Origin of the sequence: Ramlibacter sp. (assembly GCF_035655895.1) — a bacterium.
Lineage (GTDB): Bacteria > Pseudomonadota > Gammaproteobacteria > Burkholderiales > Burkholderiaceae_C > Ramlibacter.
In genome coordinates this window covers 339,746-355,458 of record NZ_DASRTN010000011.1, presented here as the reverse complement: position 1 = coordinate 355,458, position 15,713 = coordinate 339,746, and the positions used below count along the sequence as shown (strand labels likewise).

The window sequence follows — 15,713 nt, the reverse complement described above, 5'->3', positions numbered from 1 at the left end:
CGGAGTATGGCCGCCCGGCCGCGGCGCCGCTGGCGCCCGCGCGATCTCAGGCCGCCCGGGCGTTATCGCGCTCGCCGTGCACGGCCGCCACGCCGCGGACCACGTCGCCGACCACGATCACGGAGGGGCTGGCCAGCTGCTCGCGGGCGATGGTGTCGGCCAGGTCGCCCAGCGTGGTCACCGCATGGCGCTGCCCCGGCAGGCTGGCACGCTGCACGATGGCCACCGGCGTGGCCGCCGGCAGCGCCGACAGCAGCTGGTCCTGGATGTGGCGTGCGCCGCTGACGCCCATGTAGATCACCAGCGTGAGGCGCGCCTGGTGCGCCGCCTGGGCCAGCGCATGCCAGTCGGGTGCCTCGCCGCCCTTCTGGGCGTGGCCGGTGACGAACACCACGCCCTGGGCATGCTCGCGGTGCGTGAGCGGCACGCCCAGCGAGGTGACCGCCGCCAGGCCCGAGGTGATGCCGTTGATCACCTCGACATGGATGCCGGCGGCGCGCAGGTGCTCGACCTCCTCGCCGCCGCGGCCGAAGATGAACGGGTCGCCGCCCTTGAGCCGCACGACGCGCTCGCCTTCGCGCGCGGCCAGCACCATCATGCGTTCGATGAAGGCCTGCGGCGTGCTCTTGCAGCCACCGCGCTTGCCCACGTGGACGATGCGGGCGGCCGGATCGGCCAGGCCCACCACCTCGGGGCTCACCAGGTCGTCGACCAGCACGACGGTGGCGGCGCGGATCGCCTTGGCGGCCTTGAGCGTGAGCAGTTCGGGATCGCCGGGGCCCGCCCCGACGAGGATGACCTGGCCTTGCGTGTTCATGCGTTGCTCCCTGCAGCGGTTTGAGCGGCGAGACGCAAGATGTGTTCCACCTGCAGGGCGAGCGAGGCGGGCAGCGGCTGGCGCTCGGCCAGCACGTCGCGGATGTAGGCGGCGGTCTCCACCGGGTCGGTGCCTTGCGGCCAGCCCGGCAGGTCGGTGAGGGTGCCACGCTGGCCCTCCTCGAGCACCACCCGCCGGCCGCCGACGAAGCCTTCCATCTGCGGCAGGCGCCGCGCGTCGGCGACCACCTCGCCTTCCGTCCCGCGCAGCAGCAGGGCGGTGGCGCCCATCCGCTCGAAGACCGCGCCCATCGAGATGGCGTACTCGGGATGCGTGTAGCTGCCCACCAGCACGGCTGGGCCGGCGCATGGATTCATCAGCTTGACCAGGCTGTGGGCCGAATTGCGCAGCCCGACCACCCGTCGCACGTCCAGCAGGCGCTTCAAGCCCGGGTGCAGCCGCTCGGTCGGCAGGTAGACCGCCTGGCCGGGCGCGATGGCGTCCACCTCGTCCTGCGCCGCGATGCCCAGTGCGCCCAGCACCTCGCTGACGAACACGCGGTTGTTCTCGGTCGCGGTGCCGTGGATCAGGACGGGCAGGCCGCGCCGCGCCAGCAACAGCGCCAGCAGGGGGGTGAGCACGGGCAGCCGGCGCGCGCCGTTGTAGCTGGGCAGCACGACGACCGGCCTGGTGGCGGCGGGGACCCGGCGCAGGCGCGCGTGGGTCGCGTCCAGGAAGCCGGCCATCTCGTCGGGCGTCTCGCCCTTGATCCGCATGGCCAGGCAGAAGGCGCCGACCTCCAGGTCGGTGACGGTGCCGTCCAGCAGTTGTCCGAACAGGTCCGCCGCCTGGGCGCGGTCGAGCGAGCGCGCGCCCTGCTTGCCGCGGCCGATGTCCTTCAGGTACTGGCTGATCCCCACGGCGCGATTGTCCCAGAGCCCTGATAACCGCCGGCAATAAGCAGATGCAGGTGCGGGCGCCGGACTGGCACGTCGCCGATCAGGCCGGCGCCGGCTGGTTCGAGGGCACCTGGCGCACCAGCCGGCGCAGTGCCGGGAGGCAGGAGCCGCAGTTGGTCCCGCACTTCAGCGCCGCCTGCAGCCCGGCCAGGCGCTGGTCGTCGCTGCCGGCACAGCCGGCCAGGGCGTCGCGGATCGCGTCCTCGCGCACGTCGAAGCAGGTGCACACCTGGGCCGCCGCGGCCTGCACCGCCACCGGCGGCCGGGCGCTGGGCGCGAGCAGGAGCCGACCGTAGGCCTGGGCCGGTAGCTCGTCCTGCAGCAGCGTGCGGATCCAGGCCTCGGCGCGGGTGTCGCCTGCGAGCAGGATGCCTTCCAGCCGGGTGTCGGGGCCGACGCGCGTCAGCCGGGCCACCCGCCGCTGCCCATGCCGGGCATCGACATAGCGCAACACCTGCGGGCCGTCCAGCTGCAGCGCGACCTCGACCTGGGCCAGCACCGTGTCGGGCGGCACCTCGTGCGCCGCGGCGCGGAACAGCACGCCCGTGCGCTCCCGGCCGAACGGCACGCAGGAGGCGAACGGAAACAGGGCCATCAGCTGCCGCAGCGTGTCGCGGGCGCGCAGCGCGCCTTCCTCCGGCAGCCAGGCCATCGCGACCAGCGACCAGGGCAGCTGCGCCTTCAGGATCTTCACCGCCGCGTGCTTCAGCTCGGGCTGCTTGGACTGCGGACAGAACGCGCTGGTGGTCAGCGCGTTCACCCCGGCCAGCCGCTCGCCGGTGCTGGAGCAGCCCGAGAGGAACTCCTCGCCCCAGTGCATGGCGATGAACGCCTGGCCGAGGCCGAGCTCGCCGCTCGCCTGCACGGGCACCACGATGGAGCCGCGCTTGCTGGTCACGTGCACCAGGTCGCCCTGCGCCAGCTGCCGGCGCGCCATGTCCTGCGGATGCATCTGCACCACGGGCTCCGGCACGTGGCCGAACAGCCGGCCCAGGCTGCCGGTGCGGCTCATGCCATGCCACTGGTCGCGCAGGCGGCCGGTGGTCAGCGCGAACGGGTAGCGGGACTCGCGCGCCTCGGCGGTGGGCCGGTAGGTGACCGCCGCGAAGCGGGCCCTGCCGTCCGGCGTGGGGAAGACGCCATCCTCGTACAGGCGCACGCGCCCGTCCGCGGCCCCCCCGGGAAAGGGCCACTGCCGCGGCGCCTGTTCGAGCAGCCCGTAGCTCAGCCCGGTGATGTCCAGGTCGCGCCCGCGGGTGGAGGCCCGGTGTTCGTTCCAGATCGCCTCGGCGGTCTCGTACGGGAACAGCGTGCCGGTGCGGCGCTCCGGCAGCAGGCGCTCCAGCCGGCGCGCGACATCGACCACGATGCGCCAGTCGTGCCGCGCCGAGCCCGGCGCCGGGACGGCGGCCCGCACGCGGCTGATGCGCCGTTCGCTGTTGGTGACCGTGCCGTCCTTCTCGCCCCAGGTGGTGGCCGGCAGGAGCAGGTCGGCACGGTCGCAGGTCGCGGTGTCCGCGAAGGCTTCCTGCACCACGACGAACTCGGCGCGTTCGAAGGCACGGCGCACCGTCGCCTGGTCGGGCATGGACTGCAGCGGGTTGGTGCAGGCGACCCACAGCGCACGGATCTCGCCGTCGGCGGCGGCCTGGAACAGCTCGACGGCGGTCTTGCCCGGCCGCTCCGGCACCGAGGGCACGCCCCAGAGCGCCGCGACCTCGGCGCGGTGATGCGGGTTGTCCAGGTCGCGGTGGGCGGAGAGCAGGTTGGCCAGCCCGCCGACCTCGCGGCCGCCCATGGCATTGGGCTGGCCGGTGAGCGAGAACGGCCCCGCGCCCGGCTTGCCGATCTGGCCGGTGGCCAGGTGCAGGTTGATCAGGGCCGCGTTCTTGGCGGTCCCGCTGCTCGACTGGTTCAGGCCCTGGCAGTACAGGCTCAGCGTCGACGGCGCCGTGGCGAACCAGCGCGCGGCGGTGAACAGGTCCTCCTTGCGCAGCCCGCAGGTCTGGGCCACCAGCTCGGGCGTGCAATCGCGCACCAGCGCCTTGAGGTCGTCGAAGCCGCTGGTGTGGCGCGCGATGTAGGCGCCATCGGTCCAGCCTTCCCACAGCATGATGTGCAGCAGGCCATGGAACAGCAGCACGTCGGTGCCCGGCTGCAGCGGCAGCACCAGGTCGGCGATCTCGGCGGTGTCGGTGCGGCGCGGATCGCACAGGATCACCTTCATGCCGGGCCGCCGCTCCTTGGCGTCGGCCAGGCGGCGGAACAGGATGGGGTGCGCCCAGGCGGCGTTGCTGCCGGCGATGAACACGCAGCCGGCCTGCTCCACGTCCTCGTAGCTGGCCGGCGGCGCGTCGGCCCCGAGCGTGAGCTTGTAGCCGGCCACCGCGCTGCTCATGCACAGGCGCGAGTTGGTGTCGATGTTGTTGGTGCCGAGCAGGCCCTTGGCGAGCTTGTTGAAGACATAGTAGTCCTCGGTGAGCAGCTGGCCGGAGACGTAGAAGCCCACCGCGTCCGGGCCGTGCGCGCGCACCGTGCGGGCGAATTCGCCGGCCGCGAGGTCGAGCGCCGCGTCCCACGACAGCGGTCGTGGCGGCGCGCCGCGCTCCGCGCGCCGCATCGGCTGGAGCAGCCGGGTCTGCCGCGCGATGGCAGGGGTGGCCGTCAGGTGCAGCGTCGAGCCCTTGGTGCACAGCCGGCCGAAGTTGGCCGGATGGTCCGGGTCGCCGCGCACGCCGGTGATGCGCCCGTCTTCGGAGGCGATCACCACGCCACAGCCCACGCCGCAATAGGGGCAGGTGGATTTCGTCTCGGTCATGGCTCGGACGGGGCAGGCGGCGTCGCGCCTGCAGCGGGAAGCGGACCGCCGCGGGCGAGTCCGGCGCAGGTCGGGCTGGTCGGGGTCATGCCGCGGGATGCCTCACGCGCCGTGCGGCGCCTGCACGTCGAACGTGGCGTCGCCGACCGCCCCGCGCGAGGCGCAGGGGCCGGCCGTGGGCGGCGCCAGATCGACCGCGTGCGTGGCCAGCTCCACCGGGCTGAGCATCACCTGGCCGCCTTCGACCTTGCAGGCGAACCGCGGCGTGCAGCCTTCGTCGGGGGCGCGCGCGCAACCGTCGTCCAGGCCGATGGTCCAGTTGTGCAGCGGGCAGGCCACGCTGGTGCCGAACACGATGCCCTGCGACAGCGGCCCGCCCTTGTGCGGGCAGCGGTCGAGGAGGGCGAACACCTGGTCCTCGGCATTGCGGAACACCGCCACGTCGACGCCCCGCGGCCGCGCGACCCGGCGCGAGCCCAGCACCGGGATGTCCTCCACCCGGCAGATCACGGTCCATTCGTTCATGTTCATGCCTGTTGCCCGGTGGGTTCGAGTTTCGCGAACTGGCGCGTGTCGACCGACGCCTTGTCGTGCTCGAACCAGGGATCGGGCTCCCCGTCGAGGCTGAACTGCAGCCGCTCCCACAGGGCGCGGCGGCCGTCGTGGTCGTCCAGGATCCGCTTCTTCACGTGGTCGAGGCCGACGCGGTGGATGTAGTGCACCGTGCGCTCGAGGTACCAGCCTTCCTCGCGGTACAGCTGCAGGAAGGCGCCGCTGTACTCCAGCACCTCGGCGCTGGTCCTGACCTTGCAGAAGAACTGGCCGGCCTCGGTCTTGATGCCGCCGTTGCCGCCCACGTACAGCTCCCAGCCGGAGTCGACGCCGATCACGCCCACGTCCTTGATGCCGGACTCGGCGCAGTTGCGCGGGCAGCCCGACACCGCCAGCTTGACCTTGTGTGGCGCGTACATGCGCCAGAGGGCGCGTTCCAGGTCCTTGCCCATCTGCGTCGAGTCCTGGGTGCCGAAGCGGCACCACTCGCTGCCCACGCAGGTCTTGACCGTGCGCAGCGCCTTGGCATAGGCGTGGCCCGAGGGCATGCCGATGTCCTTCCAGACGTTGGGCAGGTCCTCCTTCTTCACCCCCAGCAGGTCGATGCGCTGGCCGCCGGTGACCTTGACGGTCGGGATCTTGTACTTGTCGACCACATCGGCGATGCGGCGCAGTTCGGCCGCCGTGGTCTCGCCGCCCCACATGCGCGGGATCACCGAGTAGGTGCCGTCCTTCTGGATGTTGGCGTGGCTGCGCTCGTTGATGTAGCGCGACTGCGGATCGTCCCGCGCCTCCTTCGGCCAGGTGGAGATCAGGTAGTAGTTCAGCGCGGGGCGGCAGGTGGCGCAGCCGTTGGGGGTGCGCCACTCCAGGAACGCCATGGTGGCGGCGATCGTGACCAGGTGGTTGGCCCGGATGGCGTCGCGCACGTCCTGGTGGCTGTGGTCGGTGCAGCCGCAGAGCGCCTTCTTCTTGGGGGCCGCCGAGTAGTCGCCGCCGGCGGTGAACATGATGATCTGCTCGACCAGGCCGGTGCAGGAACCGCAGGAGGCACTGGCCTTGGTGTGCTTGCGCACCTCGTCCAGCGTGAACAGGCCCTTCTCCTTGATCGCCTTGCAGATCGCGCCCTTGCTCACGCCGTTGCAGCCGCAGACCTCGTCCGCGTCGGCCATGGCCGCCGCCTTGCTCTGGCCCTGGTGGCCGGCATCGCCCAGGTTGGACTCGCCGAACATCAGCTTGTCGCGCAGCTCGCCGATCCGGCGGCCCTCGCGCAGCAGCTTGAAGTACCAGCTGCCGTCGACGGTGTCGCCGTACAGGCAGGCGCCCACCAGCTTGTCGTCCTTGATCACCAGCTTCTTGTAGACGCCGCCGAACGGATCGCTCATCACGATCTCCTCGGTGCCCTCGCCGCCCATGAACTCGCCGGCGGAGAACAGGTCGATGCCGGTGACCTTCAGCTTGGTCGAGGTGAGCGAGCCGGTGTAGCGGCCGATGCCGAACTGGGCCAGGTGGTTGGCCGCCACCTTGGCCTGCTCGAACAGGGGCGCGACCAGGCCGTAGGCGATGCCGCGGTGCGCGGCGCATTCGCCCACCGAGTAGATCCGCGCGTCGGTGACCGTCTGCATGGTGTCGTGCACGACGATGCCGCGGTTGCAATGCAGTCCGGCCTTCTCGGCCAGGCCGGTGTTGGGGCGGATGCCCACGGCCATCACGACCAGGTCGGCGTCGACCGCGGTGCCGTCCTTGAAGCGCACCTGCCGCACCCGGCCGCCGCGGCCGTCGGCCGCATCGCCGACGAGCTCCTGGGTCTGGGCACCCATGCGGAAGCGGAGGCCCCGCTCCTCGAGCGACTTCTGCAGCAGCCGGCCCGCCACGTCGTCCAGCTGGCGCTCCATCAGCCAGGGCATCACGTGCACCACGGTCACGTCCATGCCGCGCTTCATCAGGCCGTTGGCCGCTTCCAGGCCGAGCAGGCCGCCACCGATCACCACGGCGTTGCGGTACTTCCGGGCGGCCTCGATCATGGCGTTGGTGTCGGCGATGTCCCGGTACGCGATCACGCCCTCCAGGTCCTTGCCCGGCACCGGCAGGATGAACGGGTTGGAGCCCGTGCACAGCAGCAGCCGGTCGTACGGCTCCTCGGTGCCGTCCTCGCCCCGCACGATGCGGCGGACCCGGTCGATCTCGACCACGCGCTTGCCGGCATGCAGGCGGATGCCGTTCTGCTCGTACCAGTCCCAGGAGTTCAGGACGATCTCGTCCAGGGTCTGCTCGCCCGCCAGCACCGGCGACAGCAGGATGCGGTTGTAGTTCGGGTGGGGCTCGGCGCCGAACACGGTGATGTCGTAGAGGTCGGGGGCGATCTTCAGCAGCTCCTCGACCGTGCGGACTCCGGCCATGCCGTTGCCCACCATGACCAGCTTCTGCCGGGCCTTCACTCGCATGTCCATCGCGGGCCTCCCTCAGGCGACGAGTTTTTCCACATGCGCCTGGCGCGTGTAGAGGAAATCGATGACGGCCTTGCGGTACTGCAGGTAGCGCACGTCTTCGGCCAGGGCCACGCGGCTGCGCGGTCGCTCCAGCTCCACGTGCAGGATCTCGCCGATGGTCGCGGCCGGGCCGTTGGTCATCATCACGATGCGGTCGGACAGCAGCACGGCCTCGTCGACGTCGTGGGTGACCATGACCACCGTGCTCTGAGTCTTGGCGACGATCTGCAGCAGCTCGTCCTGCAGCTTGGCGCGGGTGAGGGCGTCGAGCGCGCCGAACGGCTCGTCCATCAGCAGCACCTTGGGCTCCATCGACAGGGCGCGCGCGATGCCCACGCGCTGCTTCATGCCGCCGGAGATCTCGCCCGGCCGCTTGGCCGCCGCCGCCGAGAGGCCGACCAGCGCCAGTGCGGCGTCGGTGCGGGCCTTCAGCTGCGCCCGGGACTCGGTGGCGCCGAACACGCGCTCGACCGCGAGATGCACGTTCTCGAAGCAGGTCAGCCAGGGCAGCAGCGAGTGGTTCTGGAACACCACGGCGCGGTCGGGGCCGGGACCGGCGATCTCGCGGTTGGCGCAGATCAGGTTGCCCGTGGTGGGCCGGGTCAGGCCGGCGATCAGGTTCAGCAGGGTCGACTTGCCGCAGCCCGAGTGGCCGATCAGCGCGACGAACTCGCCCTTGGCCACCGCCAGGTTGATGTCGCGCAGCGCGACGAAGGGCCCCTTGGCGGTCCGGAAGGTCTGGCCCACGCCCTGGACCTGGATGAAGCGGGTGGTGAGGTTGGCGTTCATGGGATCAGGTCCTGACTTCGTCGTAGGTGAACGCGGTGGCCAGCCGGATCAGCGCCCATTCGAGCAGCAGCCCGACCATGCCGATCACGAAGATCGCGATGAGGATGTTCTTGACGTTGAGGTTGTTCCACTCGTCCCAGACCCAGAAGCCGATGCCGACGCCGCCGGTGAGCATCTCGGCGGCCACGATCACCAGCCAGGCCGTGCCGACGGCCAGCCGCACGCCGGTCAGCATGTAGGGGAGCACGGCGGGAAAGAGGATCTTGGTGAGGATCTTCCACTCGGACAGGTTCAGCACCCGGGCGACGTTCATGTAGTCGCCGGGCACCCGCTGCACGCCGACGGCCGTGTTGATGATCATCGGCCAGATCGAGCAGATGAAGATGGTCCAGATGGCAGCCGGGTTGGCGCCCTTGAAGACCATCAGGCCGATCGGCAGCCAGGCCAGCGGGGACACCGGTCGCAGCAGGCTGATCAGCGGGTTGAACATCCGGGACAGGAAGGTGAACCGCCCGATGGCGAAGCCCAGCGGGATGCCCACCACGGCCGCCAGGCCGAAGCCCACGGCCACGCGCTGCAGCGAGCTGAGCACGTTCCAGCCGATGCCCTGGTCGTTGGGGCCCTTGCGGTAGAACGGATCGCTGAAGACGGTGACCGCCTGCTGGAAGGTCTCCCTCGGGCCGGGGAAGCTGCCGCCGGCCGTCATCGCCACGATGGCCCAGAGGCCGACCAGCAGGCCGATGCCCAACAGGGGCGGCAGCACCCGCAGGGCGAGGGCGCGCCAGTCGTGGCGGGCCGCAGCAGCCGGGGCGGGCGCGGCGTCCGCCGGTACCGCGGCGTTGGCCGCCACGGTGCGGGCCGCCGGCGCGGCGTGCTCGCGGGAGGGGAGGGTGGGCGCCGGGGCCGGCGCCTCGGGATCGGGGGTGTGGAACACGGCGGCAACCATGGTCGTTCTCCGCGCGTCAGGCCTGGCCAACGTGGATCTTGAAGGAGTCGGCGTACTTCCTGGGGTCCTTCGGATCCCAGGTGGTGCCGTCGATCAGCCTGGCGCTGCGCATCACGTCCTTGGGCACCGGCGTCTTGGTCATCGCCGCCGCCTGCTTGTAGATCTCCACCTGGTTGATCTGGCGCGCGATGCCCAGGTAGTCCGGATGCTCCTTGATCAGGCCCCAGCGCTTGTGCTGGGTGAGGAACCACATGCCGTCGGACAGGTACGGGAAGGTCGCGAGCCCGTCGTTGTAGAACTTCATGTGGTTCGGGTCGTCCCAGCTCCTGCCCAGGCCGTTCTGGTAGCGCCCGAGGATGCGCTGGTTGATCGCGTCCACGCCGGTGTTCACGTAGCTCTTGTCGGCGATGGTCTCGGCCATCTTGTTCTTGTTCTGCAGGCCGGCATCGATCCACTTGCCGGCCTCCAGGATGGCGGCGGTCACCGCGCGCGCGGTGTTGGGGTACTTCTTGGCGAACTCCCCGGTGGTGCCGAGCACCTTCTCCGGGTGGTCCTTCCAGATGTCCTGGGTGGTGACCGCCGTGATGCCGATGCCGTCCATGATGGCGCGGTGGCCCCAGGGCTCGCCCACGCAGAAGCCGTCCATGTTGCCCACCCGCATGTTGGCCACCATCTGGGGGGGCGGCACGGTGATCGCCTTGGTGTCCTTGAACGGGTTGATGCCGTAGCTGGCCAGCCAGTAGTACAGCCACATGGCGTGGGTGCCGGTCGGGAAGGTCTGGGCGAACGTGTACTCGCGCTTGTCGCTGGCCATCACCTTGGCGAGCGAGGCGCCGTCGACGGCGCCCTTGTCGGCCAGCTTCTTGGACAGCGTGATCGCCTGGCCGTTGTTGTTCAGGCTCATGAGGATCGCCATGTCCTTCTTCGGACCCGAGGTGCCCATGTGCACGCCGTAGACCAGGCCGTACAGCACGTGGGCCATGTCCAGCTCGCCGTTGACCAGCTTGTCGCGCACGCCGGCCCACGACGCTTCCTTGGACGGGACGATCTTCACGCCGTACTTCTGGTCGATGCCCAGCACCGAGGCCATCACCACGCTGGCGCAGTCGGTCAGCGGGATGAAGCCGATCTTCACTTCCTTCTTCTCGGGCGCGTCGGAGCCCTGCGCGTACACGGCGGTGCGCAGGGCGGGCGAGACGCCGGCCGCGCCGACGGCGGCGGCCTGCAGCACGCTGCGGCGGGAAAGGCGGGTCTTGAGCAGGTCGGTCATCACGGGCGGATCTCCGGGCAGGGGCAAAAAAGAAAGGCGTCCTCACGCGCACGGATCACCGTGGGTGGGGACGCCTTCGTCCTGTGCTGGCCGGATCGCCGTTGACCCGGCCAGCTCGCAGGACGGCTTGCAAGCCCTGTGCCAGCCCGGCGCGCCGGTCGGATCACGGGCGGACGCGGTCGGCGCCGTCCTCTGGCGAGGGGGTGTGCGCGCGGCGACGAGGCAGGCGGGGCGTGGCGCCAGCTGGCAGCCGGGGCAGCTGGCCGGCTGCACCGGTTTTGTGCGGCGCACCAAAAGGAGGGTGCGCGATCAGCCGAGCAGGTCGGAGACGTCGACGATGCGCTGGGCCACCTCGCCGAGCTTCAGGCCCTTGTCCATTGCGGCCTTGCGCAGCCTGGCGTAGGCCTCGGGTTCGGTCAGGCCCTGCCGCTGCATGAGGATGCCCTTGGCCCGGTCGATCACCTTGCGGTCGCGCAGTTCGGATTTCGCCTCCGCCAGCTCCGCCCGCAGCGCCTGCTCGTGCTGGAAGCGCGCCATCGCCACATCGAGAATGGGCCGGATGCGCTCGGCTGCCAGGCCGGCCACGATGTAGGCCGTCACGCCCGCCGCCACCGCGTCCTTCACGTGGCGCGTGTCGTCGTCGTTGGTGAACATCACGATGGGCCTCCGCTCGTCCCGCGTGGCCATGACCACGTGCTCCAGCGCGTCGCGTGCATCGCTCTCCGCGTCCACGATGATCAGGTCGGGCTGCAGCTGGGCGATGCGTTCGGCCAGGAAGACGTCGGCCGGCAGCGTGGCCACCAGGTTGAAGCCGTTCTCCAGCAGACCGATGCGCAGGCTGCGCGAGCGCTCCGCCTGTTCCAGCGCGTGGTCGTCCGTCGGGTCGCTGACCACCAGGTCGGGGGCCACCACCACGATCCGCAAGGCCTCGTTCATGCCGTCGATCGCGCAAGAAGCGCGCCAGCATGCCAGCGCTGCCGGTGCGGCGCCGCACCGTCGCCTACACTCGGCCGGATGTTGGTCCTGGGCATCGAATCCTCCTGTGACGAGACCGGCGTCGCGCTCGTCGATGCGGCCGGCGCGGGCACGCCGCGGCTGCTGGCGCATGCGCTGCACAGCCAGGTCAAGATGCACGAAGCCTACGGTGGCGTGGTGCCCGAACTCGCCAGCCGCGACCACATCCGGCGCGTGCTGCCGCTGACGCGGCAGGTGCTGGCCGAGGCCGGGCGCGCGCTGGCCGACATCGACACGGTCGCCTTCACGCGCGGGCCGGGACTCGCGGGCGCGTTGCTGGTGGGCGCCGGCGTGGCCTGCGCGCTCGGCGCCTCACTGGGCAAGCCGGTGCTGGGCGTGCACCACCTCGAGGGCCACCTGCTGTCGCCGTTCCTGAGCGCCGATCCGCCCGGCTTTCCCTTCGTGGCACTGCTGGTCTCGGGCGGCCACACGCAGCTGATGCGCGTGGACGGCGTGGGGCGCTACGAGCTGCTCGGCGAGACCATCGACGATGCGGCCGGGGAAGCCTTCGACAAGAGTGCCAAGCTGCTGGGCCTGGGCTACCCGGGCGGGCCAGCGCTGTCGAGGCTGGCGCAGCAGGGCGATCCGAAGGCGTTCGCCCTGCCGCGCCCGCTGCTGCACAGCGGCGACCTGGATTTCTCCTTCGCCGGCCTCAAGACCGCGGTGCTCACGCAGGCGCGCAAGCTGGGCGACGACCTGGCGCCGCGCAAGGCCGACCTGGCGGCCTCGACCGAGGCGGCCATCGTCGAGGTGCTGCTGAAGAAATCGCTGGCGGCGCTCAAGGGGACCGGCCTCAAGCGGCTGGTGGTGGCCGGCGGCGTGGGCGCCAACCGGCTGCTGCGCGAGCAGCTCGATGCGGGCTGCGCGAAGCGGGGCGTGCGCGTGCACTACCCGGAGCTGGCCCTGTGCACCGACAACGGCGCCATGATCGCGATGGCCGCCGCGATGCGGTTGCACGCCGGCGTGGAAGGCGCGAGCCGCTCGTACGCCTTCGACGTGAAACCGCGCTGGCCCCTGGCGGAGCTCAGCGCGGTCTGACGGATTGCGGCCCCGGGCGGAGCCGGCGCGCCTTACTTGACTTCGATGACGCGGGCGTTGCTCACCGGCTGCTTCTTGGCCAGCGTGAGCGTCAGGACGCCGTTCTCGAGCTTGGCGGTCGTCGCCTCGACGTCGATCTCCTGCGGCAGCTCGTAGGCGGCCTTGTACTGGCGGCGGGCTTCCGCCTTGGTCTCGATGCGGACGATGGCACCTTCGATCTGGATCGACAGGTCCTCGCGGGCGACGCCCGGCAGGTCGAGGGTCACGGTCCAGGCCTTGTCGTCCTGCTGCAGCTGCAGGCCGCGGCCGAGGCCGTCGCCGAAGAAGGCGTCGTTGACGAAGCGTTCGAAATTGCGGTCGAACGAACGGAAGGCGGGTGCGGTGGCCCGGGTGCGGACAACGGGTGCGAAGAACATGGTTGACTCCTTGGAAACCTTACACTGCGCGGCTTTCATCCGATCGCCGCTTGCATCCAACGTGTGCACCGGCGCTGTGTTTTTCAAGGGAACGATGGGCACGAAAATGCGGCGCAGGCTGGTCTTGAAATCGACGGCCGCAGCGCTATTTGCTCCCGCCCTGGCGCATGCCCAGGGCAGCGGCGCGCCGGTGAAGCTCGCGATGGTCGAAGCCCTCTCCGGCGCGTTCGCGAACACCGGCGAGGCGGTGTTCCGCAACCTGCTGTGGGCGGTGGAGCGGGTCAACCAGCGCGGGGGGCTGCGGCTGCCCGGCGGCAGCCGGCCGCTGGTGCTGGCGCGCTACGACAGCAAGGGCTCGACTGAGGAGGCGCTTTCCGGCCTGCGGGCGGCGATCGACGACGGCGCACACGCCGTGCTGCAGGGCAACTCGTCCTCGGTCGCGGCGGCGCTGGTCGAGGCGGTGAACAAGCACAACGAGCGCGAGCCCTCGCGCCAGCTGGTCTACCTCAACTATTCCGCGGTCGATCCGATCCTCACCAACGAGCGCTGCAGCTTCTGGCACTTCCGTTTCGACGCGCATGCCGACATGCGCATGGCGGCCCTCATGCAGGTGCTGCGCGAGGACCGCACCGTCCGCAGCTGCTATCTCATCGGGCAGGACTACAGCTTCGGCCAGGCGGTGCTGCGCGAGGCGCGCCGCCAGCTGGGCGTGCTGCGGCCCGACGTGCAGGTGGTCGGCGACGAGCTTCACCCGCTGGGCCGGATCAAGGATTTCATGCCCTACGCCGCCAAGATCAAGGCCAGCGGCGCCACCGCCGTGGTCACCGGCAACTGGGGCAACGACCTGACGCTGCTGGTCAAGGCGGCGCGCGAGGTCGGCTTCGAAGGAAAGTTCTACACCTTCTACGGCAACGCGCTAGGGGCGCCCGCGGCGATCGGGGAGGCGGGCGTCGGGCGCGTCATCGCGGTCGCCGACTGGCTGCCGAACGTGCAGACCGCGCAGAGCGAGGCGTTCTACCGTGCCTTCCGCCAGCGCTTTCCCAGGCCGGGCGACGACTACGTCCACATGCGGATGCAGCTCATGGTCGAGGCCTTTGCCCAGGCTGCTGAAACGGCGGGCGGCGTCGCAGCGGCCCCGGTCGCGCAGGCGCTCGAGCGCGTCAGCGTCAGCCTGGCGGGCCAGAGCGGCGCGATGCGCGCGTCCGACCACCAGTTCCAGCAGACCCTGGTGGTCGGCGTGATGGACCGCCAGGGCGAACCCGGCGTCCGGTTCGATGTCGAGGGCTCCGGCTATGGGTTCCGGGTGGTGCGCGTCATCGCCCCGTCCCAGGCCGAGCAACCCACCACCTGCAAGATGCCGCGTCCGGCTTGAAGGGAGTCACCATGCGCCAGACCATCCTCGACCTCGAGGAATCCAAGATCCGCGAAGTCGCCAATGCCGGCATGGGACGCAGCGACGTGCTGGCGTTCTGGTTCGGCGAGAGCGACGAGGTCACGCCGGACATCGTCCGGCAGGCCGCGATCGACTCGCTGCAGCGCGGCGAGACGTTCTATGCCCACAACCTGGGCCTGCCGGAGCTGCGCGAGGCGGTGGCCGGCTACACCTCGCGCCTGCACCGGCCGGTGGGTGCGCAGCGGATCGCCATCACCTCCGGCGGCGTCAACGCGCTCATGCTCGCGGTCCAGGCGCTGGTGGACGCCGGCGACGACGTGGTGGCGGTCACGCCGGTCTGGCCCAACCTCACGGCCCAGCCGCTGATCCTCGGCGCCAGGCTGCGCCGGGTGTCGCTCACGCCGCGCGACGGCGCCTGGACGCTCGACCTGCCGCGGCTGCTGGAGGCCGTCACACCGGCGACCAAGCTGCTGATCGTGAACGCGCCGAACAATCCCACCGGCTGGACGCTCAGCCGGGCCGAGCAGCAGGCCATCCTGGCGCATTGCCGGCGCACCGGCACCTGGATCCTCGCCGACGAGGTGTACGAGCGGCTGTACTACGCCGACGACGGCGCCTGCGCGCCGAGCTTCCTCGACGTTGCGCAGCCCGAGGACCGCCTGGTCGTGGCGCACAGCTTTTCCAAGAGCTTCCTGATGACGGGCTGGCGGCTGGGCTGGCTGGTCATGCCGGAGTCGATGACGCACGCCATGGGCAAGCTGATCGAATTCAACACCTCCTGCGCCAGCGTCTTCACCCAGCGGGCGGCGCTGGCGGCGCTGCAGCACACCGACGCGATCACGCCGCGGGTGGTCGCCCACCTCAAGGCCTGCCGCGACCGGCTGGTGCCGCAGTTGCAGGCGCTGCCCGGCGTCGAGCTGGCAATGCCGCAGGGCGGCATGTACGCGTTCTTCCGGCTGCTGGCCGGCGAGGACGATTCGCTGAGGCTGGCCAAGCGCCTGGTGGCCGAGGCCGGCCTGGGCATCGCGCCGGGCAATGCCTTCGCGCCCGAGGCGCAGGGCTGGCTGCGCTGGTGCTTCGCCTCCAAGGACCTGGCCCGGCTGGACCGTGGCGTGGAGCGCCTGGCGGGGTGGCTGCAAGCACGGCGGTAGGGCTTGGACGCCCGGCAGGTCGTCGCGCCCGGCGCCTGCTCGTGTACAATCCCGCGGTTCT

General features: G+C 70.8%; 13 protein-coding genes. 3 read left to right on the top strand and 10 right to left on the bottom strand.

Annotated elements, in window-relative coordinates; translation table 11 throughout:
* Positions 1-46: 46 nt before the first annotated feature.
* From cobA to VFE82_RS14010, 9 genes are all read right to left on the bottom strand, one after another.
* Positions 47-817 (bottom strand): uroporphyrinogen-III C-methyltransferase, encoded by a 771-nt coding sequence (gene cobA / locus VFE82_RS14050; protein ID WP_325000937.1) that lies wholly within the window; start codon positions 815-817, stop codon positions 47-49.
* Entirely contained in the window at positions 814-1,737 is a 924-nt protein-coding gene (ybiB, locus tag VFE82_RS14045) for a DNA-binding protein YbiB (protein WP_325000936.1), read from the bottom strand. The genes cobA and ybiB overlap by 4 nt, the downstream gene beginning before the upstream one ends.
* A 79-nt stretch (positions 1,738-1,816) precedes the next feature.
* Positions 1,817-4,594 carry a molybdopterin-dependent oxidoreductase gene (locus VFE82_RS14040; RefSeq protein WP_325000935.1) on the bottom strand — a complete coding sequence of 926 codons (2,778 nt, stop codon included), beginning with the start codon at positions 4,592-4,594 and terminating at the stop codon, positions 1,817-1,819.
* 102 nt (positions 4,595-4,696) lie between these two features.
* Complete coding sequence (nirD, locus tag VFE82_RS14035; RefSeq protein ID WP_325000934.1) at positions 4,697-5,119, bottom strand: nitrite reductase small subunit NirD; 423 nt, start codon at positions 5,117-5,119, stop codon at positions 4,697-4,699.
* A 2-nt stretch (positions 5,120-5,121) separates the two neighbouring features.
* On the bottom strand, positions 5,122-7,596 hold the full coding sequence (gene nirB / locus VFE82_RS14030) for a nitrite reductase large subunit NirB (protein ID WP_325000933.1): 2,475 nt from the start codon (positions 7,594-7,596) through the stop codon (positions 5,122-5,124).
* A 12-nt stretch (positions 7,597-7,608) separates the two neighbouring features.
* Positions 7,609-8,424 carry an ABC transporter ATP-binding protein gene (locus VFE82_RS14025; protein ID WP_325000932.1) on the bottom strand — a complete coding sequence of 272 codons (816 nt, stop codon included), beginning with the start codon at positions 8,422-8,424 and terminating at the stop codon, positions 7,609-7,611.
* Positions 8,425-8,428: 4 nt separating this feature from the next.
* Positions 8,429-9,370, bottom strand: a complete 942-nt coding sequence (gene ntrB / locus VFE82_RS14020) for a nitrate ABC transporter permease (protein WP_325000931.1) — start codon at positions 9,368-9,370, stop codon at positions 8,429-8,431.
* A 16-nt stretch (positions 9,371-9,386) separates the two neighbouring features.
* A complete protein-coding gene (locus VFE82_RS14015; RefSeq protein WP_325000930.1) occupies positions 9,387-10,640 on the bottom strand; it encodes a CmpA/NrtA family ABC transporter substrate-binding protein in 1,254 nt (417 codons plus the stop codon).
* Between the two features lie 309 nt (positions 10,641-10,949).
* Entirely contained in the window at positions 10,950-11,576 is a 627-nt protein-coding gene (locus VFE82_RS14010) for an ANTAR domain-containing response regulator (protein WP_325000929.1), read from the bottom strand.
* 78 nt (positions 11,577-11,654) lie between these two features.
* Here VFE82_RS14010 and tsaD point away from each other — a divergent pair, with 78 nt between their 5' ends.
* A complete protein-coding gene (tsaD, locus tag VFE82_RS14005; RefSeq protein WP_325000928.1) occupies positions 11,655-12,692 on the top strand; it encodes a tRNA (adenosine(37)-N6)-threonylcarbamoyltransferase complex transferase subunit TsaD in 1,038 nt (345 codons plus the stop codon).
* Between the two features lie 32 nt (positions 12,693-12,724).
* On the opposite strand, the gene VFE82_RS14000 is transcribed toward tsaD, so the two are convergent.
* Positions 12,725-13,108 (bottom strand): Hsp20/alpha crystallin family protein, encoded by a 384-nt coding sequence (locus tag VFE82_RS14000; RefSeq protein WP_325000927.1) that lies wholly within the window; start codon positions 13,106-13,108, stop codon positions 12,725-12,727.
* Positions 13,109-13,202: 94 nt separating this feature from the next.
* Here VFE82_RS14000 and VFE82_RS13995 point away from each other — a divergent pair, with 94 nt between their 5' ends.
* Together VFE82_RS13995 and VFE82_RS13990 are read left to right on the top strand one after the other, a co-directional pair.
* Positions 13,203-14,480 carry a branched-chain amino acid ABC transporter substrate-binding protein gene (locus tag VFE82_RS13995; protein WP_325000926.1) on the top strand — a complete coding sequence of 426 codons (1,278 nt, stop codon included), beginning with the start codon at positions 13,203-13,205 and terminating at the stop codon, positions 14,478-14,480.
* Positions 14,481-14,491: 11 nt separating this feature from the next.
* Positions 14,492-15,652 (top strand): pyridoxal phosphate-dependent aminotransferase, encoded by a 1,161-nt coding sequence (locus tag VFE82_RS13990; protein WP_325000925.1) that lies wholly within the window; start codon positions 14,492-14,494, stop codon positions 15,650-15,652.
* Positions 15,653-15,713 lie beyond the last annotated feature (61 nt).

Bases quoted from the DNA above. Each gene is read 5' to 3' on its own strand.
- cobA (WP_325000937.1), bottom strand. From the start codon at position 817: ATGAACACGCAAGGCCAGGTCATCCTCGTCGGGGCGGGCCCCGGCGAT.
- VFE82_RS14040 (WP_325000935.1), bottom strand. From the start codon at position 4,594: ATGACCGAGACGAAATCCACCTGCCCCTATTGCGGCGTGGGCTGTGGC.
- nirD (WP_325000934.1), bottom strand. From the start codon at position 5,119: ATGAACGAATGGACCGTGATCTGCCGGGTGGAGGACATCCCGGTGCTG.
- nirB (WP_325000933.1), bottom strand. From the start codon at position 7,596: ATGGACATGCGAGTGAAGGCCCGGCAGAAGCTGGTCATGGTGGGCAAC.
- VFE82_RS14025 (WP_325000932.1), bottom strand. From the start codon at position 8,424: ATGAACGCCAACCTCACCACCCGCTTCATCCAGGTCCAGGGCGTGGGC.
- ntrB (WP_325000931.1), bottom strand. From the start codon at position 9,370: ATGGTTGCCGCCGTGTTCCACACCCCCGATCCCGAGGCGCCGGCCCCG.
- VFE82_RS14015 (WP_325000930.1), bottom strand. From the start codon at position 10,640: ATGACCGACCTGCTCAAGACCCGCCTTTCCCGCCGCAGCGTGCTGCAG.
- VFE82_RS14010 (WP_325000929.1), bottom strand. From the start codon at position 11,576: ATGAACGAGGCCTTGCGGATCGTGGTGGTGGCCCCCGACCTGGTGGTC.
- tsaD (WP_325000928.1), top strand. From the start codon at position 11,655: ATGTTGGTCCTGGGCATCGAATCCTCCTGTGACGAGACCGGCGTCGCG.
- VFE82_RS14000 (WP_325000927.1), bottom strand. From the start codon at position 13,108: ATGTTCTTCGCACCCGTTGTCCGCACCCGGGCCACCGCACCCGCCTTC.
- VFE82_RS13995 (WP_325000926.1), top strand. From the start codon at position 13,203: ATGGGCACGAAAATGCGGCGCAGGCTGGTCTTGAAATCGACGGCCGCA.
- VFE82_RS13990 (WP_325000925.1), top strand. From the start codon at position 14,492: ATGCGCCAGACCATCCTCGACCTCGAGGAATCCAAGATCCGCGAAGTC.